Origin of the sequence: Embleya sp. NPDC020630 (genome assembly GCF_044334985.1) — a bacterium.
Classification (GTDB): domain Bacteria; phylum Actinomycetota; class Actinomycetes; order Streptomycetales; family Streptomycetaceae; genus Embleya.
In genome coordinates, this window is the sequence record NZ_JBIRUB010000002.1 from 137,017 (window position 1) to 162,834 (window position 25,818).

Consider the following 25,818-nt stretch of genomic DNA (forward strand, 5'->3'; position numbering starts at 1 on the left):
CCTCGTCGAGGCGGCGTAGCTCAGACGGTAGAGCAAGCGGCTCATAATCGCTGTGTCACCGGTTCAAGTCCGGTCGCCGCTACCAAGCGAGCCGATTCGGGGGAGACTCCGCATCGGCTGCTTTTGCTGTATTCACCCCTGACCGCAAGGAAGGCACTCCAGTGGCTGCCACCGACGTCCGCCCGAAGATCACGCTGGCCTGCGTGGAGTGCAAGGAGCGGAACTACATCACCAAGAAGAACCGGCGCAACGACCCGGACCGTCTTGAGATGAAGAAGCACTGCCCCCGCTGCAACGCGCACACCGCGCACCGCGAAACCCGCTAGGCGTTTCGCACTCCGACATCGACGAGGCCACTCCCCACGAGGGGGGTGGCCTCGTTGTCGTATTCTCCGCAGCGTTGCCCCGCCGGCTCGCCGGCCACCGCCGCCTCCACCAGGGAGAACCGCTTCATGCCGCTGGACGCGAAGTTCATCGGGCGGACCTACCCGCCCACCGAGCCGTACGAGGTGGGTCGGGAGAAGATCCGCGAGTTCGCCGCCGCGATCGGTGACCCCGATCCCGCGTACAACGACCCCGAGGCGGCCAAGGCGCTCGGCCACCCCGACGTGATCGCGCCGCCGACCTTCGCGATCGTGGTCACGATGCGCGCCGCGGACCAGGTCGTATACGACCCCGAACTGGGCCTGGACTACTCGCGTGTGGTGCACCGCGATCAGAAGTTCACGTACACCCGACCGGTCCGCGCCGGCGACCGACTGACCGTGGTGACCACCGTGGACGACATCAAGACCCTCGCGGGCAACGACGTCCTCACCACCCGCGCCGAAGTCAGGACCGTGGAGGGCGAGCACGTCGTCACCGCGCTGTCGAGCCTGGTGGCCCGCGCCGCCGACGAATCGGAGGGCTGACCATGACCGCCAAGATCTCCTTCGACGACGTCGCGGTCGGCACCGAACTGCCCACGCGCAGCTTCCCGGTCACCCGGGAGACCCTGGTCCGCTACGCGGGCGCGTCGGGCGACTTCAACCCGATCCACTGGAACGGCCGGTTCGCCACCGACGTCGGCCTGCCCGACGTGATCGCGCACGGGATGTTCACCATGGCCGAGGCCGCCCGCGTGGTCACCGACTGGCTCGGCGACCCGGGCGCGCTGGTCGAGTTCGGCGTGCGCTTCACCAAGCCGGTCGTGGTCCCGGACAGCGTCGAGGGCGCGACCATCGAGGTCACCGGCAAGGTCGCGGTACTCCTGGACGACCGCCGGGCCCGCGTGGACCTCGTGGTCACCGCCGCCGGCGCCAAGGTCCTGGGCGTACCCAGAGCCATCGTGCAACTGGCCTGAGCCCGGGCGCCGGGGCGCGCCCGGAGCCGCGGCCCGCTCGGCCCCGGCCCCGGACGCCGAGCGTGCCGGCAGCCGTGATGCGGCCGGCCTCGGCCCGAGCCCCCGGAGCCCCGGGGCGGCCGGCCCGAGCCCGGCGCCGGGCGGGTGATGCGAGAATCCAACGGTGCAGCCTGAAATCGACGCGCCCCTCGCCGCCCTGACCACCCTCCGCCTCGGCGGCCCGGCCCGTCGGCTCCACACGGCCACGACCACCGACGCGGTCCTGGCGGTCGTCCGCGCCGCCGACGAGCAGGGCATCCCGCTGCTCGTGCTCGGCGGCGGCAGCAACCTGGTCGTCGGCGACGACGGCTTCGCCGGCGACGTGCTGCGGATCGCCACCACGGGCCTCCGCGTCGACGGCACCGAGCTGAGCGTGGACGCCGGCGTGCCGTGGGACGACGTGGTCACCGCCGCGGTCGACGCGGGCCTGTCCGGCATCGAATGCCTCGCGGGCATCCCCGGCAGCGCGGGCGCCACCCCGGTGCAAAACGTCGGAGCGTACGGCCAGGAGGTCGCCGAGACGATCACCTCCGTCGAGGTCTACGACCGCACCGAACGCCGCCCGCGCACGCTCACCGCGGCCGACTGCCGCTTCACCTACCGGCACAGCGTGTTCAAGGGCGACGACCGCTTCGTGGTGCTGCGGGTGCACTTCCGGCTGCACGACGACGCCGGCCGCTCGGCCCCGATCCGCTACGCCGAACTGGCCCGCGTGCTCGGCGTCGAGCCGGGGGAGCGGGTCGCGCCGGCCGCCGCCCGCGCCGCCGTACTCGAACTGCGCCGCGGCAAGGGCATGGTCCTCGACGCCGCCGACCACGACACCTGGAGCGCGGGCTCCTTCTTCACCAACCCGATCCTGACCCACGACGCCTTCGCCGACCTCACCGCGCGTGTCGCCCGCCACCTGGGCCCCGACGTCACCCCGCCCCGCTACCCGTCCGGCGCCGACCACGTGAAGACCTCCGCGGCCTGGCTGATCGAACGCGCAGGCTTCGCCAAGGGCTACGGCGAGGGCAGAGCCCGCATCTCCACCAAACACACCCTGGCCCTGACCAACCGCGGCAAAGCCACCACGGAAGACCTCCTCACCCTGGCCCGAGAGGTCCGCGACGGCGTAGCAAAAACCTTCGGCATCACCTTGACCAACGAACCAGTCCTCATCAACGCCAAGCTCTGACCCACCCAAGCCCGGGGCCCGCTCACGCCCGCCACCCAACGTCCGGCGGCCCGAGCCGAACCGGATGCCCCGGCCCCGCTCGCGAGGCTCCGCCGCCCCCGGGCCCGCACAAAACCCCGCAGCCCACCCCCGCCCCGCACCCCACCTCGGCCCCCAACCAACCCCCCGCGCCGCCCCCACTCGCGAGGCCCCTACCGCCCGGCGCCCACCGAAGCCCACAGCCGGCTCATGCCCGGAACCCAGCTCTCGGCGCCCGACCCGAGCCGACGGCCCGGCCCCTGCTCACGAGGCCCCTACCGCCCGGCGCCCACCGAAGCCCACAGCCCGTTCACGTCCGGCACCCGGCTCCCGGTACCTGAGCCGAGCCGGATGCCCCGGTCCCCGCTCGCGAGGTTCCGCCGCGCTCGGGCCCGCACAAGAGCCCACAGCCCACCCCGCCCCGCACTCAACCTCGGTACCCGACCGAACCCCACGCGCCGCCCCCTGTTCACGAGGTCCCCACCGCCCGGCGCCCGCCGAAGTCCGCGGCCCGTTCACGTCCGGCACCCGGCTCCCGGCGCCCGAGCCGAGCCGGATGCACCGGTCTCCGCTCACGAGGCCCCGGTCACCCGGCGCTCACGGAAGTCCGCAGCCCGCGTCCGGCACCCAGCTCCCGGTGTCGGACCGAGCCGGATGCACCGGTTCCCGGCCGCAAGGTTCCGCCGCCCCCGGGTCCGCACAGAAGCCCGCAGCCCGCCGCCGCCCCGCACGCAATCTCGGCGCCCAACCGACCCCCCCGCGCCGCCCCCCACTCGCGAAGCCCCTACCGCCCGGCGCCCACCGAAGCCCACAGCCGGCTCATGCCCGGAACCCGGCCTCCGGCGCCCGAGCCGGCCCGGACGCACCGGTCCCCGCTCACGAGGCAGCGCCCGGGCCCGCATCGCAGCACGCAGCACGCAGCACGCAGCCCATCCACACCCCGCGCCCAGCCGTCGGCACCCGACCCGCACCCCGATGCTCTCGGCCGCGGGGCCCGATTCGCTCGCCGCCTGCCCGAATCCCGCAGCCTTTCACCTCACGCAACGGGTGGGCGGGTGGGCACAACCCCCGCCCCCACCACCGCGCCGGACCCCGTGAGCCACCCCTCCACCCCGTCCAGCAAAGCCCGCTGCACCTCCGCCGGCGCCACCGAGCCCAGGATCGACTGCCGCGCCAACTCCGCCAACTCCGCGTCGGTGAAGTCGTGTTCGTCCCGGGCCAGCTCATACTGCGCGGCCAACCGCGACCCGAACAGCAGCGGGTCGTCCGCGCCCAGCGCAATCGGCACACCCGCCTCGAACAACGTCCGCAACGGCACATCCGCCGCCTTGTCGTAGACGCCGAGCGCGACATTGGAGGCCGGACACACCTCGCACACGATCCGCCGCCGGGCCAACACCGCCATCAACTCGGGATCCTCCACCACCCGGATCCCGTGCCCGAGCCGCCGCGCGCCCAACACGTCCACGCAGTCCCGGATGCTGCGCGGCCCGTCCAACTCACCGCCGTGCGGATTCGCGAACAGCCCCGCGTGCCGGGCGATTTCGAAGGCCCTCTCGAACGCCGGCGCCCGCCCGCGCCGCTCGTCGTTGGACAGCCCGAACCCGACCACGCCACGATCGGTGTACTGCGCCGCGAGCCGCGCGAGCGTACGCGCCTCCAACTGGTGCTTGGTCCGGTTCGCCGCGATCACCACGGCGATCCCGATCCCGGTGGCCTTCCGCGCCGCCTCCACCGCGTCCAGCACGATCTCCACCGCCGGGGTCAGCCCACCCAGCCGCGGCGCGTACGAGGTCGGATCGACCTGGATCTCCAGCCACCCTGACCCCTCGGCCCGATCGTCCTCGGCCGCCTCGCGGACCAGCCGATGCATGTCGTCCTCGGAGCGCACACACGAGCGCGCGATGTCGTACAGCCGCTGGAAGCGGAACCAGCCGCGTTCGTCGGTCGCCCGCAATCGTGGCGGCCGGCCCGAGGTCAACGAGTCGGGCAGCCGCACACCGTGCAGATCCGCCAGTTCCAACAGGGTTTCCGACCGCATGGATCCCGTGAAGTGCAGGTGGAGATGAGCCTTCGGGAGGGTGCGGACATCGCGTGCGGGACGATCCATCCACAGATCATGGACCACCGGCCCCGCACACGTGAGGGGTACCGCCGATGATCCCCCTGAAGGAGAGCGGAAACTTCGGCGGCGCCGACGTGAACGACGACACGGGCGACGACATAAGCGACGACGTGCGGCTACTTCGCCTCGGCCAGCAATTCCGCGATCCGCCGTACGCCCTCGACCAGGTCCTCGTCGCCGAGCGCGTACGACAGGCGCAGGTAGCCCGGAGTGCCGAAGGCCTCACCCGGCACCACCGCCACCTCGACCTCGTCCAGGATCAGCCCCGCCAACTCGGCCGACGTCGCGGGGCGCGCGCCCCGGATCTCCCGGCCGAGCACCCCCTTCACCGACGGATAGGCGTAGAAGGCGCCCTTCGGCTCGGGGCACTCGACGCCCGGGATCTCGTTCAGCATCCGCACGATGGTGCGCCGGCGCCGGTCGAACGCCGCCCGCATCGTGTCCACCGCCGACAGATCCCCGCTCAGCGCGGCCAGCGCCGCGGCCTGGGCGACGTTGCAGACGTTGGAGGTGGCGTGCGACTGCAGGTTCGCGGCGGCCGCCACCACGTCCCGGGGGCCGATGATCCACCCGACCCGCCAGCCGGTCATCGCGTAGGTCTTGGCCACCCCGTTGACGATCACGCAGCGATCCGCCAGCTCCGGCACCACCACCGGCATCGAGACGAACTCGGCGTCGTCGTAGACCAGGTGTTCGTAGATCTCGTCGGTCAGCACCCACAACCCGTGCTCGACGGCCCAGCGCCCGATCGCCTCGGTCTGCGCCCGCGAGTACACCGCGCCGGTCGGGTTCGACGGCGAGACGAACACCAGCACCTTGGTGCGCTCGGTCCGGGCCGCCTCCAACTGCTCGACCGACACCAGGTAGCCGGTGGTCTCGTCGGCGACCACGTCCACCGGGACGCCGCCCGCGAGCTTGATCGACTCGGGGTAGGTGGTCCAGTACGGCGCCGGCACCAACACCTCGTCGCCCGGGTCGAGCAGGGCCGCGAAGGCCTCGTAGATGGCCTGCTTGCCGCCGTTGGTGACCAGGACCTGTGCCGGATCCACCGCCAGACCCGAGTCGCGCAGCGTCTTGGCCACGATCGCGGCCTTCAACTCCGGCAGCCCGCCGGCCGGGGTGTAGCGGTGGAAGCGCGGCTCGCGACAGGCCGCGACCGCGGCGTCCACGATGTAGTCCGGCGTCGGGAAGTCCGGCTCACCGGCGCCGAAGCCGACCACGGGACGCCCGGCGGCCTTGAGCGCCTTGGCCTTGGCGTCGACCGCGAGCGTCGCGGACTCGGCGATGGCGCCGACGCGAACCGAGACCCGTCGCCCGGCGGCGATGGACCCGGACTCGAACGCGGACCCGGACGCGGCGGACGGGGAGCTGGGGGTGGAAGCCGTCATGCCGGCCATCGTCGCATTCGCCCCCGCCGAGAGCACGCCGATTCCGCGCCGCGAGCACACCCGAACTTCGGTACCGTCACGGCACGGGTTCGACCTGACGCACCCGACCCCGTACACTCGACGCTTGGCGGTCCCAACCTGCGTGCTGCCGCGCCCGAAATCCTGTGTTCTCGGGCCGGTGACTCCGCTAGGTTGATGACCAAACGAAGGGCACTAGCTCAATTGGCAGAGCACCGGTCTCCAAAACCGGGGGTTGGGGGTTCAAGTCCCTCGTGCCCTGCGATGTGCGAGAGCGGTCGATCCTCGGATCGACCGTGACGTGCACGCAGTCAGCGCAAACTGTCGGCGCCGACAACCCCGTCGGTGATCCACGGTCGGACCGGATCAGGTGAGGACGAGTTGACGGAGGCCCACGGCTCCACGGCTACGCCTGAGCACAGCAGCTCTGATGGCCACGGCTCCGACGACGTGCCCCCCGGCGGTCGCCGGGCGAATCGCCCGAAGGGCTCCTCGGGCAAGCCGGAGCAGAAGAAGAAAAACCTGTTCGCGCGGGCGGCTCTCTTCTACCGGCAGATCATTGCCGAGCTGCGCAAGGTCGTCTGGCCGACCCGCAACGAGCTGAGCACGTACACCACCGTGGTCATCGTGTTCTGCCTGATGATCATCGGAATCGTCTACGGACTCGACCTCGCCTTCGCGAAGGCCGCGCTCGCCGTCTTCGGCTGAGCCCCGTCCCTCGCAGCGCGCCTGCAACGACCGTTCGACCCCCAGCCAGGAAGAAGCACCCAACGTGTCTGACCCGAACCTGTCCGCCGACAACTCCGCCGATGAGACGGGGACCCTGTCGGAGCAGGCGGAGGCCGCGGCTCTCGAGGACATCGCCCTCGAGGACGCGGCCGAGGCCCCGGCCGTCTCCACCGATGACGACGTGGAAGACGCCGAGGCCGACGAGGAAGACGCCGAGGGCGCGGAAGCCGAGTTCGCCGACGACGAAGACGAGGACGACGACGAGTTCGCCGACGCGTCCGAGTCCGACGACGACGCCGAGGCAGCCGAGGACGTCCCCGAGGGCGACCCCGTCGAGGACTTCAAGGAGGTCCTCCGTCGCGCCCCGGGCGAGTGGTACGTCATCCACTCGTACGCCGGCTACGAGAACCGGGTGAAGGCCAACCTCGAGTCCCGCACCACCTCGCTCAACATGGAGGACTACATCTTCCAGGTCGAGGTGCCGCAGGAAGAGGTCGTCGAGATCAAGAACGGTCAGCGCAAGACCGTCAAGCGCAACAAGTTCCCCGGCTACGTGCTGGTCCGGATGGACCTGACCAACGAGTCGTGGGGCGCGGTGCGCAACACCCCCGGCGTCACCGGCTTCGTCGGCAACGCGCACGAGCCCTTCCCGCTCACCCTCGACGAGGTCGTCAAGATCCTCGCCCCCGAGGAGGAGAAGGCGACCGGCGGCGGCAGCGGCGCCAAGAGCACCACCGAGGTCAAGGTGCTCGACTTCGAGGTCGGCGACTCGGTCACCGTCATCGACGGCCCCTTCGCGACGCTGCAGGCGACGATCAACGAGATCAACGCCGACTCGCAGAAGGTCAAGGGCCTGGTGGAGATCTTCGGGCGCGAGACGCCGGTCGAGCTCTCGTTCAACCAGATCCAGAAGAACTGATACTTCCCCCTGGTGGGGCCCCGGTTCGCCGGGGCCGCATCCGGGTGGTGGACAAGGCGCCCTCACAACGGTGGTTATCGTTGAGTGGGCGCCGCACCGCGTGGCGGGCCCGAACACGTCCGCGCTCCGCGTGGTGATCGGGACGTACATCTCGTCGAAGGACCCGGAAAAAATGCCTCCCAAGAAGAAGAAGCTGTCAGCGATCATCAAGCTGCAGATCAAGGCCGGCGCAGCCACGCCGGCCCCGCCGGTCGGCCCCGCGCTGGGTCAGCACGGCGTCAACATCATGGAGTTCTGCAAGGCCTACAACGCGGCGACCGAGTCGCAGCGTGGCGACATCGTCCCGGTGGAGATCTCGGTCTACGAAGACCGCTCCTTCACCTTCGTGACGAAGACGCCGCCGGCCGCGCGCCTGATCCTCAAGGCCGCCGGTGTCGAGAAGGGCTCGGGCGAGCCGCACAAGACCAAGGTCGCGAAGATCTCTCGCGAGCAGGTCCGCGGCATCGCGCAGACCAAGATGGCCGACCTGAACGCCAACGACCTCGACGCCGCCGAGAAGATCATCTCCGGCACCGCGCGTTCGATGGGCATCACGGTCGAGGGCTGATCCAGCCCCCGCAGCACTCCGGCAGTACCGAAACAGCGCGAGAAGGTGTGCGTACGCCCACCGACTCGCGGAGTGGAAGGGTCCGCGCGACCCGCTCCCACCACAACTCCTTTCAGAATTCCAGGAGCTTTCAGTGAAGCGCAGCAAGTCCTACCGCGAGGCCGACACCAAGGTCGACCACGAGCGTCTCTACTCGCCGCTCGAGGCCGTTCGCCTGGCCAAGGAGACCTCGCCCACCAAGTTCGCCGGCACCGTCGAGGTGGCCATGCGCCTGGGCGTCGACCCGCGCAAGGCCGACCAGATGGTCCGCAGCACGGTCATCCTCCCGCACGGCACCGGCAAGACCGCCCGGGTCCTGGTCTTCGCGACCGGTGACCGTGCCGAGGCTGCCAAGGCCGCCGGCGCCGACATCGTCGGCTCCGACGAACTCATCGACGAGGTCGCCAAGGGTCGGCTCGACTTCGACGCCGTCGTCGCCACCCCGGACCTCATGGGCAAGGTCGGCCGCCTGGGCCGCGTGCTCGGCCCGCGTGGTCTGATGCCCAACCCGAAGACCGGCACGGTCACGCCCGACGTGGCGAAGGCCGTGAACGAGATCAAGGGCGGCAAGATCGAGTTCCGCGTCGACAAGCACTCGAACCTGCACTTCATCATCGGCAAGACGACGTTCGACGACGCCCAGCTCGTCGAGAACTACGCCGCCGCCCTCGAAGAGGTGCTCCGCGCGAAGCCGTCGGCCGCCAAGGGTCGCTACATCAAGAAGGTCGGCGTCTCGACCACGATGGGCCCCGGCATCCAGGTCGACCCCAACCGCACCCGCAACCTCCTGGTGGAGGAAGAGGCGGTCTGATCCGCCCCGCACACGAACGAGGCCCGGCACCCCACACGGTGTGCCGGGCCTCGGCACGTCCGGCCCCGGCGCCGCCAAGCACCGCCGGGCAGCCCCGGTGAAGCCCGCGCCGCTCGCCCGACAGAAGCGATTTGCTCCGACCGAGTGCCGTCGCGTACCTTTACCCCAAGCCAAAGACCGTCGGTCGTTGTCGTCGTGCCGCAAGGCGGGTCGACAAACGAAGGTTCCGCATCGCGGACGGCCTGCGCAGGTGTGAACGTGAGACGTTACCCCCGATACATACGGATGCCGTGTGGATCGAGGATGTACGCCCCGTGCGCCTGCGCCGGGGCGTTTTTCGTGTGTGGACCCCTTCCGCCCCGCGGACCGGCGAATTCATCCGGCACAGGTCGACCGCCACGGTCGACCGGCAATCGCATCGCGGAAGGAGGCCAGCCCTATGGCGAGGCCCGACAAGGCGGCCGCGGTCGCCGAGCTCACGGACCAGTTCCGTGACTCGAACGCCGCAGTGCTGACCGAGTACCGCGGGCTCACCGTCGCGCAGCTCAAGGAGCTGCGTCGTTCGCTCGGTGAGAACGCGCAGTACGCCGTGGTGAAGAACACGCTGACCAAGATCGCCGCCAACGAGGCGGGCATCGATCAGCTGGACGACCTCCTCGAGGGCCCGTCCGCGATCGCGTTCGTCACGGGTGACCCCGTGGAGGCCGCGAAGAGCCTGCGTGACTTCGCCAAGGCGAACCCCCTTCTCGTCATCAAGGGCGGCGTCCTTGAGGGCAAGGCGCTCAGCGCCGACGAGATCAAGAAGCTCGCGGACCTCGAGTCCCGCGAGGTGCTGCTCGCCAAGCTGGCGGGTGCCATGCAGGGTTCCATGGCCAAGGCCGCGGCGACCTTCCAGGCCCCGCTCACGCAGTTCGCCCGCACCGCGGACGCGCTTCGGGCGAAGGTCGAGCAGGGCGGTGCCGGCGAGCCGGCTCCCGCCGCGGAGGCCGAGACCGCCGAGTAGTTCGGCAGTCGCGACCGACGTCGCCGGGGGCAGCGCCCCCGCCCATCCACACCACCCGGCACCAGCCGAATTGATCAGGAAGGAACGCCGATCATGGCGCTCACGCACGAAGAGCTCATCGAAGAGTTCAAGGCCATGCCCCTCATCCAGCTCGCGGACTTCGTGAAGCTGTTCGAGACCACCTTCGACGTCAAGGCCGCCGCCCCGGCCGCCGTCATCGCCGGCCCCGCCGGCGGCGGCGCCGCTGCCGAGGCCGTCGAGGAGCAGGACGAGTTCGACGTCATCCTCACGGGTGCCGGCGACAAGAAGATCCAGGTCATCAAGGAGGTGCGCGCGCTCACGAGCCTCGGTCTGAAGGAGGCCAAGGACCTCGTGGACTCCGCCCCCAAGGCGCTCCTGGAGAAGGTCTCGAAGGAGGCCGCCGAGAAGGCGAAGGCCGCCCTCGAAGGCGCCGGCGCCTCGGTCGAGGTCAAGTAATTCGACGCCGCCCACTCGGGCGGCATCACCGAAGGCGATCGTCCGTCAGGGCGATCGCCTTCGGGCTTTTCCGGGCCGGTTTCGGGCTCGCCCGCACCCGGCCCGCCGGCGTCGGCGGGTCACCGGAAGGGGTCGCGCGGCGCCCGATTCGCCCCGATCGGCCTCGCCCGAAAGGGTGATACTCCCAACACCCTGAGCAGTCGCCGAACCCCCGCGCACCAGCGTCGTCGGGTCCTCGCCGAGGGCGTGCGCCACGGCGCGCGCGGCCGGTCCGAAGCGCGCCGTCCGGGCGTTGTCGGACCGGCGGTCTACCGTGTTTTTCCGGCTTACCGAGGCTTCTCGCCGACCCGGTCGGCCGCTGTGACGAGACTCTCGCCGCAGGCCGCGAGTTCGGGACGGAGGTCCGGTTTTCTCGGCGCTCGGAAGGGTTCCGTCGGCTGTCAGGGGGAAAGCAACCCCTTGACGAACGGATCGGGGCGCGCAATTCTTCGGACGCACCCCTGAAGCACGGTTGCCGGATGGTTCACGAATCCGGGTGGTGGACCGGCCCTTCATAGGGGCTGGACAGCGGTGTGCCTTGTGGCTACACTGACCCTTTGCGCTGCCTATTGACTTACCCCGGTGTATGAACCCGGGCCGTCCAGTATGCGCATAGTGAGTCCGAGCCCTCGGAAGGACCCCTCTTGGCCGCCTCGCGCACCGCCTCCGCTACCAACCCCGGCGCCGCCACTGCCCCGCTCCGCATCTCCTTCGCCAAGATCAGGGAACCCCTGGAGGTTCCGAACCTTCTCGCGTTGCAGACCGAGAGCTTCGACTGGCTGCTCGGCAACAGTGCGTGGAAGGCACGGGTCGAGGCCGCCCTCGCGGGCGGACAGGATGTGCCCACCAAGTCCGGACTCGAAGAGATCTTCGAAGAGATCTCGCCGATCGAGGACTTCTCCGGTTCGATGTCCCTGACGTTCCGGGACCACCGGTTCGAGCCTCCGAAGAACTCCATCGAGGAGTGCAAGGAGCGCGACTTCACCTACTCGGCGCCGCTGTTCGTCACGGCCGAGTTCACCAACAACGAGACCGGCGAGATCAAGAGCCAGACGGTCTTCATGGGCGACTTCCCGCTCATGACCAACAAGGGCACCTTCATCATCAACGGCACCGAGCGTGTCGTGGTGTCCCAGCTGGTCCGCTCGCCGGGTGTCTACTTCGACAGCCAGGTCGACAAGACGTCCGACAAGGACATCTTCAGCGCGAAGGTCATCCCCTCGCGTGGTGCCTGGCTGGAGCTGGAGATCGACAAGCGCGACACCGTCGGTGTCCGCATCGACCGCAAGCGCAAGCAGAGCGTCACCGTGCTGCTCAAGGCGCTCGGCTGGACCGACTCCCAGATCCTGGAGGAGTTCGGCCAGTACGAGTCGATGCGCCAGACCCTGGAGAAGGACCACACCCAGGGCCAGGACGACGCGCTGCTCGACATCTACCGCAAGCTGCGTCCGGGGGAGCCGCCGACCCGCGAGGCCGCGCAGACCCTGCTCGAGAACCTCTACTTCAACCCGAAGCGCTACGACCTCGCCAAGGTCGGCCGCTACAAGGTGAACAAGAAGCTCGGGGTCGAGCAGGCGCTGGACGCCGGCGTCATGACCGTCGAAGACGTCATCGCGACCATCAAGTACCTGGTCAAGCTGCACGCCGGCGAAGAGGCCATGGAAGGCGCGTCGGGCCAGGAGATCGTGGTCGAGGTCGACGACATCGACCACTTCGGCAACCGCCGCCTGCGCAACGTCGGCGAGCTGATCCAGAACCAGGTCCGTACCGGCCTGGCCCGGATGGAGCGCGTCGTCCGCGAGCGCATGACCACCCAGGACGTCGAGGCGATCACGCCGCAGACACTGATCAACATCCGGCCGGTCGTCGCCTCCATCAAGGAGTTCTTCGGCACCAGCCAGCTGTCGCAGTTCATGGACCAGACGAACCCGCTGTCGGGCCTGACCCACAAGCGTCGTCTGTCCGCGCTCGGCCCCGGTGGCCTCTCGCGTGAGCGGGCCGGCTTCGAGGTCCGCGACGTGCACCCGTCGCACTACGGCCGCATGTGCCCGATCGAGACCCCCGAAGGCCCGAACATCGGCCTGATCGGCTCGCTCGCCTCCTACGGCCGGGTCAACGCGTTCGGCTTCGTGGAGACGCCGTACCGCAAGGTCGTCGAGGGCCGGGTCACCGACGGCATCGACTACCTGACGGCCGACGAAGAGGACCGCTTCGTCATCGCGCAGGCCAACGCCCCGCTGAACGAGGACGACTCGTTCGCCGAGGCCCGTGTGCTCGTGCGTCGCCGCGGCGGCGAGATCGACTACATCCCCGGCGACGAAGTCGACTACATGGACGTCTCGCCGCGCCAGATGGTGTCGGTCGCGACCGCGATGATCCCGTTCCTCGAGCACGACGACGCGAACCGCGCGCTGATGGGCTCGAACATGATGCGCCAGGCGGTGCCGCTGCTGAAGGCGGAGTCGCCGCTGGTGGGCACCGGCATGGAGTACCGCGCCGCGGTCGACGCCGCCGACGTGATCACCGCCGAGAAGCCCGGCGTGGTGCAGGACGTCTCGGCCGACTACATCACCGTGATGAACGACGACGCGACGTACACCACGTACCGCGTGCAGAAGTTCATGCGCTCCAACCAGGGCACGTCCTTCAACCAGAAGGTCGTCGTCGACGAGGGCGCGCGGGTCGAGGCCGGCCAGGTGCTGGCCGACGGTCCGTGCACCGAAGAGGGCGAGATGGCCCTCGGCAAGAACCTCCTCGTGGCGTTCATGCCGTGGGAGGGCCACAACTACGAAGACGCGATCATCCTGTCGCAGCGTCTGGTGCAGGACGACGTCCTCTCCTCGATCCACATCGAGGAGCACGAGGTCGACGCCCGTGACACCAAGCTCGGCCCGGAGGAGATCACCCGGGACATCCCGAACGTCTCCGAAGAGGTCCTCGCCGACCTGGACGAGCGCGGCATCATCCGGATCGGCGCCGACGTCGTCCCCGGCGACATCCTGGTCGGCAAGGTCACGCCCAAGGGCGAGACCGAGCTGACCCCGGAGGAGCGCCTGCTCCGCGCGATCTTCGGCGAGAAGGCGCGCGAGGTGCGCGACACCTCGCTCAAGGTCCCGCACGGCGAGTCCGGCAAGGTCATCGGCGTGCGCGTGTTCGACCGCGAGGCCGGCGACGAGCTGCCGCCGGGCGTGAACCAGCTGGTCCGCGTCTACGTCGCGCAGAAGCGCAAGATCACCGACGGTGACAAGCTCGCCGGCCGGCACGGCAACAAGGGCGTCATCTCGAAGATCCTGCCGGTCGAGGACATGCCGTTCCTGGAGGACGGCACCCCGGTCGACATCATCCTCAACCCGCTCGGTGTCCCGTCCCGGATGAACCCGGGTCAGGTCCTGGAGACGCACCTCGGCTGGATCGCCAAGACCGGCTGGAGCGTCGAGGGCGACGACGAGGACTGGAAGGGTCGCCTCCGGGCGATCGCGGCCGACCAGGGTGCCCCCGGCACCAACGTCGCCACCCCGGTCTTCGACGGCGCGCGCGAGGAGGAGATCACCGGTCTCCTCGACTCGACCAACAAGACCCGTGACGGTGTCCGGCTGATCGACGGCACCGGCAAGGCGAAGATGTACGACGGCCGCTCCGGCGAGCCGTTCCCGCACCCGGTCTCGGTCGGCTACATGTACATCCTCAAGCTGCACCACCTGGTCGACGACAAGCTGCACGCCCGGTCGACCGGTCCCTACTCGATGATCACCCAGCAGCCGCTGGGTGGTAAGGCCCAGTTCGGTGGCCAGCGCTTCGGTGAGATGGAGGTGTGGGCGCTCGAGGCATACGGTGCCGCCTACGCCCTCCAGGAACTGCTGACCATCAAGTCCGACGACGTCCTCGGCCGCGTGAAGGTGTACGAGGCGATCGTCAAGGGCGAGAACATCCCGGAGCCGGGCATCCCCGAGTCCTTCAAGGTGCTCATCAAGGAGATGCAGTCGCTCTGCCTCAACGTGGAGGTCCTCTCCAGCGACGGTATGTCGATCGAGATGCGCGACACCGACGAGGACGTCTTCCGCGCTGCGGAGGAGCTTGGAATCGACCTGTCGCGGCGCGAGCCGAGCAGCGTCGAAGAGGTCTGAGGCTCCCTCCCGGGTCCGGCCGCGAGGCCGGACCCGGGATTTCGACCCCAGTCCTGATGAAGACACACACTGGTGGACACGGCACAGCCCCCGCCGTGACCGCCGGGACCAAACCCCGAAAGAGGGATTGACGAAACAGTGCTCGACGTCAACTTCTTCGACGAGCTGCGTATCGGCCTCGCTACCGCAGACGACATCCGCCAGTGGTCGCACGGCGAGGTCAAGAAGCCCGAGACCATCAACTACCGCACCCTGAAGCCGGAAAAGGACGGGCTCTTCTGCGAGAAGATCTTCGGTCCGACCCGGGACTGGGAGTGCTACTGCGGCAAGTACAAGCGTGTCCGCTTCAAGGGCATCATCTGTGAGCGCTGCGGCGTCGAGGTCACTCGCGCCAAGGTGCGTCGTGAGCGCATGGGCCACATCGAGCTCGCCGCTCCGGTCACGCACATCTGGTACTTCAAGGGTGTGCCCAGCCGCCTCGGCTACCTGCTCGACCTCGCCCCGAAGGACCTGGAAAAGGTCATCTACTTCGCGGCGTACATGATCACGTACGTCGACGACGAGCGCCGCCAGCGCGACCTGCCGTCCCTCGACGCCAAGATCTCGGTCGAGCGTCAGCAGATCGAGCAGCGCCGTGACGCCAGCGTCGAGGAGCGGCAGAAGAAGCTCGAAGCCGACCTCGCCGAGCTGGAGGCCGAGGGCGCCAAGTCCGACGTGCGCCGCAAGGTGCGCGAAGGCGCCGAGCGCGAGATGAAGCAGCTGCGCGACCGCAACCAGCGCGAGCTGGACCGGCTCGACGACGTGTGGACCCGGTTCAAGAACCTCAAGGTCCAGGACCTCGAAGGCGACGAGATCCTGTTCCGCGAGATGCGGGACCGCTTCGGCACCTACTTCATGGGCGGCATGGGCGCGCAGGCGCTCCAGCGTCGGCTGGAGTCGTTCGACCTCGACGCCGAGGCCGAGAAGCTGCGCGAGATCATCCGCACCGGCAAGGGCCAGAAGAAGACCCGCGCGCTCAAGCGCCTCAAGGTCGTCTCCGCGTTCCAGCAGACCCGGAACAGCCCCAACGGCATGGTCCTGGACTGCGTCCCGGTGATCCCGCCGGACCTGCGTCCGATGGTGCAGCTGGACGGTGGCCGCTTCGCGACCTCCGACCTGAACGACCTGTACCGCCGCGTGATCAACCGCAACAACCGCCTGAAGCGCCTGCTCGACCTCGGTGCCCCCGAGATCATCGTGAACAACGAGAAGCGCATGCTCCAGGAGGCCGTCGACGCGCTGTTCGACAACGGCCGCCGCGGTCGTCCGGTGACGGGTCCGGGCAACCGGCCGCTCAAGTCGCTGTCCGACATGCTCAAGGGCAAGCAGGGTCGTTTCCGGCAGAACCTGCTCGGCAAGCGCGTGGACTACTCCGCGCGTTCGGTCATCGTCGTCGGCCCGCAGCTCAAGCTGCACCAGTGCGGTCTGCCGAAGGCCATGGCGCTCGAGCTGTTCAAGCCGTTCGTGATGAAGCGCCTGGTGGACCTCAACCACGCGCAGAACATCAAGTCGGCCAAGCGCATGGTCGAGCGCGCCCGCCCCGTGGTGTGGGACGTGCTCGAAGAGGTCATCGCCGAGCACCCGGTGCTGCTCAACCGCGCGCCGACGCTGCACCGTCTGGGCATCCAGGCGTTCGAGCCGCAGCTCGTCGAGGGCAAGGCCATCCAGATTCACCCGCTCGTGTGCACCGCGTTCAACGCGGACTTCGACGGTGACCAGATGGCCGTGCACCTGCCGCTGTCCGCGGAGGCGCAGGCCGAGGCCCGCATCCTGATGTTGTCCAGCAACAACATCCTGAAGCCGGCCGACGGTCGCCCCGTCACCATGCCGACCCAGGACATGGTGCTCGGGCTGTTCTTCCTGACCTCCGAGCGGGAGAACACCAAGGGCGACGGGCGCGTCTTCGCGTCCACGGCCGAGGCGATCATGGCGTTCGACGCCCGTGAGCTCGACCTTCAGGCGAAGATCGAGCTGCGGCTGCCGGCGGGCACCGTCCCGTCGCGCGGCTGGGTCGCGCCCGAGGGCTGGGAGCCCGGTTCGCCGCTGCGCGTGCGCACCTCGCTCGGTCGCGCGCTGTTCAACGAGCTCCTGCCGGCGGACTACCCGTTCGTCGACGAGGAGATCGGCAAGAAGACGCTGTCGGTCATCGTGAACGACCTGGCGGAGCGGTACCCGAAGGTGGTCGTGGCGGCGACGCTGGACAACCTGAAGGAGGCCGGCTTCCACTGGGCCACCCGTTCCGGTGTCACCGTCTCGATCTCCGACGTCGTCGTCCCGCCGGCGAAGAAGGAGATCCTGGAGCGCTTCGAGGCCCAGGCCGAGAAGGTCCAGAAGCAGTACGAGCGCGGCCTGATCACCAAGGACGAGCGTCAGCAGGAGCAGATTCAGATCTGGACCAAGGCGACCAACGAGGTCGCCGAGGCGATGAACCTGAACTTCCCCAAGACGAACCCCATCTTCATGATGGTCGACTCGGGTGCTCGCGGAAACATGATGCAGATGCGGCAGATCGCGGGTATGCGCGGTCTGGTGTCGAACGCCAAGAACGAGACGATCCCCCGTCCCATCAAGGCGTCCTTCCGCGAGGGCCTGTCCGTGCTCGAGTACTTCATCTCGACGCACGGTGCCCGTAAGGGTCTGGCCGACACCGCGCTGCGTACCGCCGACTCGGGTTACCTGACCCGTCGTCTGGTGGACGTCTCGCAGGACGTCATCGTGCGCGAGGAGGACTGCGGCACCGACCGCGGTCTGGTGCTGTCGATCGCCACGCGTGGTGCCGACGGCGTGCTCCGCAAGGACGACGACGTCGAGACCAGCGTCTACGCCCGCAACCTGGCCGAGGACGTCGTCGTCGACGGCAAGGTGCTGGCCCCGGCCAACGCCGACCTCGGCGACGTGATCATCAACCACCTCGTCGCCGAAGGCGTCGAGTCGGTGAAGACGCGGTCGGTGCTGACCTGCGAGTCCAAGGTCGGTACCTGCGCGATGTGCTACGGCCGTTCGCTGGCCACCGGCAAGCTGGTGGACATCGGCGAGGCGGTCGGCATCATCGCCGCCCAGTCGATCGGTGAGCCCGGCACCCAGCTGACGATGCGTACCTTCCACACCGGTGGTGTGGCGGGTGACGACATCACCCAGGGTCTGCCCCGTGTCGTCGAGCTCTTCGAGGCGCGCACCCCCAAGGGTGTCGCCCCGATCAGCGAGGCGGCCGGTCGGGTCCGCATCGAGGACACCGAGAAGACCCGCAAGGTCGTCGTGGTGCCGGACGACGGTTCCGAGGAACTGGCGTACGCGGTCAGCAAGCGCTCGCGCCTGCTGGTCGAGGAGGGCGACCACGTCGACGTCGGCCAGAAGATGCTCGTCGGCGCGGTCAACCCGCACGACGTGCTGCGCATCCTCGGTCAGCGCGCGGTGCAGATCCACCTCGTGGCGGAGGTCCAGCAGGTCTACCGCTCGCAGGGTGTGTCGATCCACGACAAGCACATCGAGATCATCATTCGGCAGATGCTCCGCCGCGTGACGATCATCGAGTCCGGCGACGCCGAGCTGCTTCCGGGCGAGCTGGTCGAGCGCGGTCGCTTCGAGACCGAGAACCGTCGGGTCATGTCGGAGAGCGGGCACCCGGCCTCGGGCCGTCCGCAGCTCATGGGCATCACCAAGGCGTCGCTGGCCACCGAGTCGTGGCTGTCGGCGGCATCCTTCCAGGAGACCACCCGGGTGCTCACCGACGCGGCGATCCACGCCAAGTCGGACCCGCTCCTTGGCCTGAAGGAGAACGTGATCCTGGGCAAGCTCATCCCGGCCGGTACGGGCATGCCCCGCTACCGCAACATCCGGGTCGAGCCGACCGAGGAGGCCAAGGCCGCCATGTACTCGATGTCCGGGTACGACGAGGCCGACTACTCCGCGTTCGGGTCCGGCTCCGGCCAGGCCGTCCCGCTGGAGGAGTACGACTTCGGCGGCTACCAGGGCTGATCCGTCCCGGTACCGGACAGGGCCGCCATCCTTCGGGGTGGCGGCCCTGTCGCGTGTCCGAGGCCGGGTGCCCGAAGGACTCTCCACGAGGGTCCGGGGGTGCGACGATGCTCCCAACGCTCCGTCGTACCCCGGGAGGACCCCATGAGCACCCCCGGCGGGCCCGGCCCGTACGGCTCCTTCGGCGAACGACCCGCCGACGACTTCGAGGGCCCCTACGGCGCCCCCGGCGGGCAGCCGCCGTATGGCGACCCCGCCGCGCCGTACGGCTACGGCCAGGCGCCGTATGGGCAGCCCTACGACCCGCACGCCCCGTACGGCCAACAGCCCTACGGCTACGGCTACTACCCACAGCCCGGCTACGGCGGCTACCTGCCCCAGCCGGGCACCAACGGCCTGGCCATCGCGTCGATGATCCTGGGCATCGTCTGGATCTACTGGATCGGCAGCCTGCTCGCGGTGATCTTCGGGCACATAGCCTTGGCCCAGACCGCCCGCACCGGCCAGGAGGGCCGCGGCATGGCGATCGCCGGCGTGGTGCTCGGCTGGATCGGCATGGCGGTGCTCGCGCTGGTCGTGGTGATGCTCATCGTGGATTCCCGGCACGACCACGGGTATTCCGACTACCTCGGCCTGCTCGTCGGAGGGTGCGGCGTGCGCTGACCCGAGGCCCGGCCGCCCGGGGGAGCGGCCCCCGGCGCTCGTTCGCCTCTTTCCGCGATGCCGGGTACGGTGGGGCCCGGAGAGTGACATATCGGCCCGAGCGAATCGGTGCTCCACCAGCGTGAGAGCCCCGGATTCGGTGTCGTGGTGGGGGTCTTTCTTTTCGCTTTGACCTCTGCTGCTGTGGTAGGTAGTCTCTCTCCTTGTGCCTGGGGTGTCCCCGGGCTCTTGTGCCTGCGCTCACCGCAATCCCCTCGGGATGCGTGCGTGAGAGGGCGCGGGAGACCGACCCGCAGCCTCCTGAGCAAGCACACTCCCAAGACCGGGCGACACGCCCGACCGCGGGGGTCGGGCTTGCCGGTGGTTCCGGCGTCGACCGGGATGCAGGCCGATTCAGACATTGCAGTCGCTTCAAAAAGACCGCTCGGCACGAAGAAGACGGAGACGCGGTGCCCACGATCCAGCAGCTGGTCCGAAAGGGCCGCCAGGACAAGGTCGACAAGGCCAAGACTCCGGCGCTCAAGGGGAGCCCGCAGCGTCGCGGCGTGTGCACCCGTGTTTACACGACGACGCCGAAGAAGCCGAACTCTGCGCTTCGCAAGGTCGCGCGTGTGCGCCTCACGAGTGGCATCGAGGTGACGGCCTACATTCCCGGCGAGGGTCACAACCTCCAGGAGCACTCCATCGTGCTCGTTCGCGGTGGTCGTGTGAAGGACCTCCCCGGTGTCCGCTACAAGATCATCCGCGGTTCGCTCGACACCCAGGGTGTCAAGAACCGCAAGCAGGCGCGCAGCCGCTACGGCGCGAAGAAGGAGAAGAGCTAATGCCGCGTAAGGGCCCTGCCCCCAAGCGACCGGTCATCATCGACCCGGTTTACAACTCGCCGCTGGTCACCTCGCTGGTGAACAAGGTCCTGATGAGCGGCAAGCGCTCCGTCGCCGAGAAGATCGTCTATGGCGCGCTCGAAGGCTGCCGCGAGAAGACCGGTACCGACCCGGTCATCACGCTCAAGCGCGCGCTCGAGAACGTGAAGCCGACCCTCGAGGTCCGCAGCCGCCGTGTCGGTGGCGCGACCTACCAGGTGCCGGTCGAGGTCCGTCCGGGCCGCTCCACGACCCTCGCTCTCCGCTGGCTCGTCGGCTACTCCCGCGCCCGTCGCGAGAAGACGATGACCGAGCGTTTGATGAACGAGCTGCTGGACGCGAGCAACGGTCTGGGTGCCGCGGTCAAGCGCCGCGAGGACACCCACAAGATGGCCGAGTCCAACAAGGCCTTCGCGCACTACCGCTGGTAGTTCCACCCGCAACGACGAGAAGCCGAGAGAAGACAAGCCACGATGGCTACCACTGCTCTTGATCTGGCCAAGGTCCGAAACATCGGCATCATGGCCCACATCGACGCGGGCAAGACCACCACCACCGAGCGGATCCTGTTCTACACCGGGGTCAACTACAAGATCGGTGAGGTTCATGAGGGCGCTGCCACCATGGACTGGATGGAACAGGAGCAGGAGCGCGGCATCACCATCACGTCCGCCGCGACGACCTGTCACTGGACGCTCGACGACGTCGATCACACGATCAACATCATCGACACCCCGGGCCACGTCGACTTCACCGTCGAGGTGGAGCGTTCGCTGCGCGTGCTCGACGGCGCCGTCACCGTCTTCGACGGTGTCGCCGGCGTGGAGCCGCAGTCCGAGACCGTTTGGCGTCAGGCCGACCGGTACGGCGTGCCGCGCATCTGCTTCGTGAACAAGCTCGACCGCACCGGCGCCGAGTTCCACCGCTGCGTCGACATGATCGACGCGCGCCTGGGCGCGGTTCCGCTGGTCATGCAGCTGCCGATCGGCACCGAGATGGACTTCCAGGGCGTTGTCGACCTGGTCGCCATGAAGGCGCTGGTCTGGTCCGCCGAGGCGGCCAAGGGCGAGATGTACGACGTCGTCGACATCCCGGCCACGCACGTCGAGGCGGCCGCCGAATACCGCGGCAAGCTGCTCGAGACGATCGCCGAATACGACGACCAGATGATGGAGCTGTACCTGGAGGGCCAGGAGCCCGACACGGAGCAGCTGATCGCCGCGATCCGTCGCGCGACCATCGCCTCGACCAAGGGTGAGAACAAGGGCAAGCCCACGTTCACCCCCGTGTTCTGCGGTACCGCGTTCAAGAACAAGGGCGTCCAGCCCCTGCTCGACGCGGTCGTGCGCTACCTGCCGTCGCCGCTCGACATCGAGGGCATCCAGGGTCACGCGGTCAACAACGAAGAGGAAGTCATCGTTCGCCAGCCGAGCGACGACGAGCCCTTCGCGGGCCTCGCGTTCAAGATCATGCGTGACCCGCACCTCGGCAAGCTCACCTTCGTCCGGGTCTACTCGGGTGTCCTGGAAGCCGGCAGCTCCGTGCTGAACTCGGTGAAGGGCAAGAAGGAGCGCATCGGCAAGATCTACCGGATGCACGCGAACAAGCGTGAGGAGATCCCGTCGGTCGGCGCGGGCGACATCATCGCGGTGATGGGTCTGAAGGACACCACCACCGGCGAGACGCTCTGCGACCCGTCCAACGCGGTGATCCTGGAGTCGATGACGTTCCCGGCCCCGGTCATCGAGGTCGCGATCGAGCCGAAGTCCAAGGGCGACCAGGAGAAGCTGGGTGTCGCCATCCAGTCCCTCGCCGCCGAGGACCCCTCCTTCCAGGTGCACACCGAGGAGGAGACCGGCCAGACCATCATCGGTGGTATGGGCGAGCTGCACCTCGAAGTGCTCGTCGACCGGATGAAGCGCGAGTTCCGCGTGGAGGCCAACGTCGGCAAGCCGCAGGTGGCCTACCGCGAGACGATCCGCAAGATCGTCGAGCGCGTGGACTACACGCACAAGAAGCAGACCGGTGGTACCGGTCAGTTTGCCAAGGTGCAGATCGCGCTCGAGCCGCTCGAGGGCGACGCGTACGAGTTCGTCAACAAGGTCACCGGTGGCCGCATCCCGAGGGAGTACATCCCCTCGGTCGACGCGGGCGCGCAGGAGGCCATGCAGTACGGCGTGCTCGCGGGCTACCCGATGGTCGGCGTGCGTCTGACGCTGATCGACGGTGGCTACCACGAGGTCGACTCGTCCGAACTCGCCTTCAAGATCGCCGGTTCGCAGGCGTTCAAGGAAGCGGCTCGGCAGGCGTCGCCGGCTCTTCTCGAGCCGATGATGGCCGTCGAGGTCACCACGCCCGAGGACTACATGGGCGATGTGATCGGCGACCTCAACTCGCGTCGCGGCCAGATCCAGGCCATGGACGAGCGCTTCGGTGCGCGTGTCGTCAAGGCTTTGGTCCCGCTGTCGGAGATGTTCGGCTATGTCGGCGACCTCCGCAGCAAGACCTCGGGTCGCGCGAGCTACTCCATGCAGTTCGACTCCTACGCCGAGGTTCCGAGGAACGTCGCCGAGGAGATCATCGCCAAGTCGCGCGGCGAGTAATCACCGCAGGCGCGGCGCCAGCGATACCTGGGGGACCCGGGGTCCGGAACCGGACTTCGGGGCCTCCGCCCCGGCTCACCCCCGATACCCGACGTCGTACGGCGTAAAGAACCAGTCCACAGGAGGACCCCAGTGGCGAAGGCTAAGTTCGAGCGGACTAAGCCGCACGTCAACATCGGCACCATTGGTCACATCGACCACGGTAAGACGACGCTGACCGCGGCGATTACCAAGGTGCTGCACGACGCGTACCCGGACCTGAACCCCTTCACGCCGTTCGACCAGATCGACAAGGCGCCGGAGGAGCGGCAGCGCGGTATCACGATCTCGATCGCGCACGTCGAGTACCAGACGGAGAACCGTCACTACGCGCACGTCGACTGCCCCGGGCACGCCGACTACATCAAGAACATGATCACCGGTGCCGCGCAGATGGACGGCGCGATCCTCGTGGTCGCCGCCACCGACGGCCCGATGCCGCAGACCAAGGAGCACGTGCTCCTGGCCCGCCAGGTCGGCGTTCCGTACATCGTGGTCGCGCTGAACAAGGCCGACATGGTGGACGACGAGGAGATCCTGGAGCTCGTCGAGCTCGAGGTGCGCGAGCTCCTCTCCGAGTACGAGTTCCCGGGCGACGACCTTCCGGTCGTGCGGGTCTCGGCGCTCAAGGCGCTCGAGGGCGACAAGGAGTGGGGTGGCAAGCTCCTGGAGCTGATGGCCGCCGTCGACGAGGCGATCCCGACTCCGCCGCGTGACACCGACAAGCCGTTCCTCATGCCCGTCGAGGACGTCTTCACGATCACCGGTCGTGGCACGGTCGTCACCGGCCGCATCGAGCGTGGCATCGTCAAGGTCAACGAGACTGTCGACATCGTCGGCATCAAGGAGACCAAGACCACCACCACGGTCACCGGCATCGAGATGTTCCGCAAGCTGCTCGACGAGGGCCAGGCGGGCGAGAACGTCGGTCTGCTCCTCCGCGGCATCAAGCGCGAGGACGTCGAGCGCGGCCAGGTCATCATCAAGCCGGGTTCGGTCACGCCGCACACCGACTTCGAGGCCCAGGTCTACATCCTGTCGAAGGACGAGGGTGGCCGTCACACCCCCTTCTTCAACAACTACCGGCCGCAGTTCTACTTCCGTACGACGGACGTGACCGGCGTGGTGACCCTCCCCGAGGGCACCGAGATGGTCATGCCGGGTGACAACACCGGCATGGACGTTGCGCTGATCCAGCCGATCGCCATGGAAGAGGGCCTGCGTTTCGCCATCCGCGAGGGTGGCCGCACCGTGGGCGCCGGCCAGGTCGTCAAGATCAAGAAGTGATGAAATCCCGCCCGCCGGTCCACCTGGGTCGGCGGGCGGGGCTTTGTCCGGATCGATTCCACCCCCTAGGTGGGACCGGATATCCATTGCTCGGGGGCTCTCTCCAACCCGGGAGAGCCGCTCGATTGGCCAAGCCCGCCATCGGTGGGGCATACTAGCCAAGTTGCTCGGATGGACAACGGGCTGCGCCGTGCCTGTCGCGAAGACGGTACGTAGCGCGGCCCCCGTTGGCTCCGAACAATCGGTGGACTTCTGTCCTGCCACCCATGCAGCCGGCGTCGTCGCTTAGTGACCTCGTGCCGTCCTTTCGCTTGCCGCAGCGAAGGTGACGCCGAGCGTACGTTGCCCAGGCCCCCAGGCCGCCCGTAAGGGTTTCCAAGGGGCGCTTGTGAGCAACAAGGCGACACGCCCGACCGCGGGGGTCGGCGGGGAAGGGAAACCCCGAGGGGTTTTCAGCCCAAGTCTTCTCCCCGTGTCAGCGGGGGTGATCCGCAGCGGTACGAGAGAAGGAATTCGAAGCAGCCATGGCGGGACAGAAGATCCGCATCAGGCTCAAGGCCTACGACCACGAGGTCATCGACAGCTCGGCGAAGAAGATCGTCGAGACGGTGACGCGTACTGGTGCGCAGGTTGCGGGACCGGTGCCGCTGCCGACCGAGAAGAACGTGTACTGCGTCATCCGCTCGCCGCACAAGTACAAGGACTCGCGCGAGCACTTCGAGATGCGCACTCACAAGCGGCTCATCGACATCCTCGACCCCACGCCGAAGACGGTCGACTCGCTCATGCGTCTCGACCTGCCGGCCGGCGTCGACATCGAGATCAAGCTCTGAGGACGCACCGACGATGACGAAGCAGATGAAGGGCATCCTGGGCAAGAAGCTCGGCATGACCCAGGTCTGGGACGAGAACAACCGCGTCGTTCCAGTGACTGTGGTCGAGGCCGGGCCCTGCGTCGTGACCCAGGTCCGCACCGCCGAGGTCGACGGCTACTCCGCCGTCCAGATCGCGTTCGGCGCGATCGACCCGCGCAAGGTGAACAAGCCGCTCGCCGGCCACTTCGCCAAGGCCGGTGTGACCCCGCGTCGCCACCTGGTCGAGCTCCGCACCTCCGACGCCGGCGAGTACACGCCGGCCCAGGAGATCACCGCCGATGTGTTCGAGGCCGGCCAGAAGGTCGACGTCATGGGCACCTCGAAGGGCAAGGGCACGGCCGGTGTCATGAAGCGACACGGCTTCAAGGGTCTCGGCAGCTCGCACGGTACGCAGCGCAAGCACCGCTCGCCCGGCTCGATCGGTGGCTGCGCCACCCCGGGTCGTGTGTTCAAGGGTGTGCGCATGGCGGGCCGCATGGGCAACGAGCGCGTTTCCACCCAGAACCTGACCGTTCACGCCGTGGACGCGGAGAAGGGCCTGCTCCTGATCAAGGGTGCGGTCCCCGGTCCGAACGGCGGCCTGGTTCTGGTGCGCACTGCGGCGAAGGGTGTGTGAATC

Annotated in this window: 21 protein-coding genes and 2 tRNA genes; 21 read left to right on the top strand and 2 right to left on the bottom strand. The window is 68.5% G+C overall.

What is annotated here, in order from left to right; all coding sequences use genetic code 11:
- The first annotated feature begins 9 nt into the window (after positions 1–9).
- The 5 genes from ACH4XV_RS06725 (at position 10) to ACH4XV_RS06745 (ending at position 2,558) form a co-directional block, all read left to right on the top strand.
- Positions 10–85, top strand: a tRNA-Met gene (locus tag ACH4XV_RS06725).
- A gap of 76 nt (positions 86–161) precedes the next feature.
- Positions 162–326, top strand: coding sequence for a 50S ribosomal protein L33 (rpmG, locus tag ACH4XV_RS06730; protein ID WP_004571794.1), 165 nt, complete (start codon positions 162–164; stop codon positions 324–326).
- Between the two features lie 126 nt (positions 327–452).
- Complete coding sequence (locus tag ACH4XV_RS06735; RefSeq protein WP_395788615.1) at positions 453–911, top strand: MaoC family dehydratase N-terminal domain-containing protein; 459 nt, start codon at positions 453–455, stop codon at positions 909–911.
- 2 nt (positions 912–913) lie between these two features.
- Positions 914–1,342, top strand: coding sequence for a MaoC family dehydratase (locus tag ACH4XV_RS06740; RefSeq protein ID WP_395787264.1), 429 nt, complete (start codon positions 914–916; stop codon positions 1,340–1,342).
- A 163-nt stretch (positions 1,343–1,505) separates the two neighbouring features.
- Positions 1,506–2,558, top strand: coding sequence for a UDP-N-acetylmuramate dehydrogenase (locus ACH4XV_RS06745; RefSeq protein ID WP_395787266.1), 1,053 nt, complete (start codon positions 1,506–1,508; stop codon positions 2,556–2,558).
- Between the two features lie 1,054 nt (positions 2,559–3,612).
- Here the strand turns inward: ACH4XV_RS06745 and ACH4XV_RS06750 are convergent.
- Together ACH4XV_RS06750 and ACH4XV_RS06755 are read right to left on the bottom strand one after the other, a co-directional pair.
- Positions 3,613–4,686, bottom strand: coding sequence for an adenosine deaminase (locus tag ACH4XV_RS06750; protein ID WP_395787268.1), 1,074 nt, complete (start codon positions 4,684–4,686; stop codon positions 3,613–3,615).
- Between the two features lie 131 nt (positions 4,687–4,817).
- Positions 4,818–6,089, bottom strand: a complete 1,272-nt coding sequence (locus ACH4XV_RS06755) for a pyridoxal phosphate-dependent aminotransferase (RefSeq protein ID WP_395787270.1) — start codon at positions 6,087–6,089, stop codon at positions 4,818–4,820.
- A gap of 207 nt (positions 6,090–6,296) precedes the next feature.
- On the opposite strand from ACH4XV_RS06755, the gene ACH4XV_RS06760 reads away from it, so the two are divergent.
- The 16 genes from ACH4XV_RS06760 to rplC all read left to right on the top strand — a co-directional run bounded on the left by ACH4XV_RS06760 (position 6,297) and on the right by rplC (position 25,815).
- Positions 6,297–6,369 (top strand) — tRNA-Trp (locus ACH4XV_RS06760).
- Positions 6,370–6,488: 119 nt separating this feature from the next.
- Complete coding sequence (secE, locus tag ACH4XV_RS06765) at positions 6,489–6,815, top strand: preprotein translocase subunit SecE (protein ID WP_078979280.1); 327 nt, start codon at positions 6,489–6,491, stop codon at positions 6,813–6,815.
- A 64-nt stretch (positions 6,816–6,879) separates the two neighbouring features.
- Positions 6,880–7,755: a transcription termination/antitermination protein NusG gene (nusG, locus tag ACH4XV_RS06770; RefSeq protein ID WP_395787272.1), complete on the top strand. Its 876-nt coding sequence runs from the start codon at positions 6,880–6,882 to the stop codon at positions 7,753–7,755.
- Positions 7,756–7,927: 172 nt separating this feature from the next.
- The gene (gene rplK, locus ACH4XV_RS06775; protein WP_078975739.1) at positions 7,928–8,362 is read left to right on the top strand and encodes a 50S ribosomal protein L11; all 435 of its coding nucleotides are present in this window, start codon (positions 7,928–7,930) and stop codon (positions 8,360–8,362) included.
- 133 nt (positions 8,363–8,495) lie between these two features.
- Complete coding sequence (gene rplA, locus ACH4XV_RS06780) at positions 8,496–9,212, top strand: 50S ribosomal protein L1 (protein ID WP_126636177.1); 717 nt, start codon at positions 8,496–8,498, stop codon at positions 9,210–9,212.
- Between the two features lie 439 nt (positions 9,213–9,651).
- Positions 9,652–10,215 carry a 50S ribosomal protein L10 gene (gene rplJ / locus ACH4XV_RS06785; RefSeq protein WP_380031802.1) on the top strand — a complete coding sequence of 188 codons (564 nt, stop codon included), beginning with the start codon at positions 9,652–9,654 and terminating at the stop codon, positions 10,213–10,215.
- A gap of 93 nt (positions 10,216–10,308) precedes the next feature.
- A complete protein-coding gene (gene rplL, locus ACH4XV_RS06790; RefSeq protein ID WP_380031799.1) occupies positions 10,309–10,692 on the top strand; it encodes a 50S ribosomal protein L7/L12 in 384 nt (127 codons plus the stop codon).
- Positions 10,693–11,375: 683 nt separating this feature from the next.
- Positions 11,376–14,855 carry a DNA-directed RNA polymerase subunit beta gene (gene rpoB, locus ACH4XV_RS06795; protein WP_126636173.1) on the top strand — a complete coding sequence of 1,160 codons (3,480 nt, stop codon included), beginning with the start codon at positions 11,376–11,378 and terminating at the stop codon, positions 14,853–14,855.
- Between the two features lie 138 nt (positions 14,856–14,993).
- Complete coding sequence (locus ACH4XV_RS06800; RefSeq protein WP_126636172.1) at positions 14,994–18,869, top strand: DNA-directed RNA polymerase subunit beta'; 3,876 nt, start codon at positions 14,994–14,996, stop codon at positions 18,867–18,869.
- A gap of 144 nt (positions 18,870–19,013) precedes the next feature.
- Positions 19,014–19,532: a DUF4190 domain-containing protein gene (locus tag ACH4XV_RS06805; protein ID WP_395787276.1), complete on the top strand. Its 519-nt coding sequence runs from the start codon at positions 19,014–19,016 to the stop codon at positions 19,530–19,532.
- Between the two features lie 449 nt (positions 19,533–19,981).
- The gene (gene rpsL, locus ACH4XV_RS06810) at positions 19,982–20,356 is read left to right on the top strand and encodes a 30S ribosomal protein S12 (protein WP_020549242.1); all 375 of its coding nucleotides are present in this window, start codon (positions 19,982–19,984) and stop codon (positions 20,354–20,356) included.
- Positions 20,356–20,826 (top strand): 30S ribosomal protein S7, encoded by a 471-nt coding sequence (rpsG, locus tag ACH4XV_RS06815; RefSeq protein WP_020549241.1) that lies wholly within the window; start codon positions 20,356–20,358, stop codon positions 20,824–20,826. The genes rpsL and rpsG overlap by 1 nt, the downstream gene beginning before the upstream one ends.
- 42 nt (positions 20,827–20,868) lie before the next feature.
- Positions 20,869–22,998, top strand: a complete 2,130-nt coding sequence (gene fusA, locus ACH4XV_RS06820; protein ID WP_395787279.1) for an elongation factor G — start codon at positions 20,869–20,871, stop codon at positions 22,996–22,998.
- 132 nt (positions 22,999–23,130) lie between these two features.
- The gene (gene tuf, locus ACH4XV_RS06825) at positions 23,131–24,324 is read left to right on the top strand and encodes an elongation factor Tu (RefSeq protein ID WP_078975732.1); all 1,194 of its coding nucleotides are present in this window, start codon (positions 23,131–23,133) and stop codon (positions 24,322–24,324) included.
- A gap of 524 nt (positions 24,325–24,848) precedes the next feature.
- The gene (gene rpsJ / locus ACH4XV_RS06830) at positions 24,849–25,157 is read left to right on the top strand and encodes a 30S ribosomal protein S10 (protein WP_020549238.1); all 309 of its coding nucleotides are present in this window, start codon (positions 24,849–24,851) and stop codon (positions 25,155–25,157) included.
- 13 nt (positions 25,158–25,170) lie between these two features.
- Positions 25,171–25,815 carry a 50S ribosomal protein L3 gene (gene rplC / locus ACH4XV_RS06835; protein WP_380005421.1) on the top strand — a complete coding sequence of 215 codons (645 nt, stop codon included), beginning with the start codon at positions 25,171–25,173 and terminating at the stop codon, positions 25,813–25,815.
- Positions 25,816–25,818 lie beyond the last annotated feature (3 nt).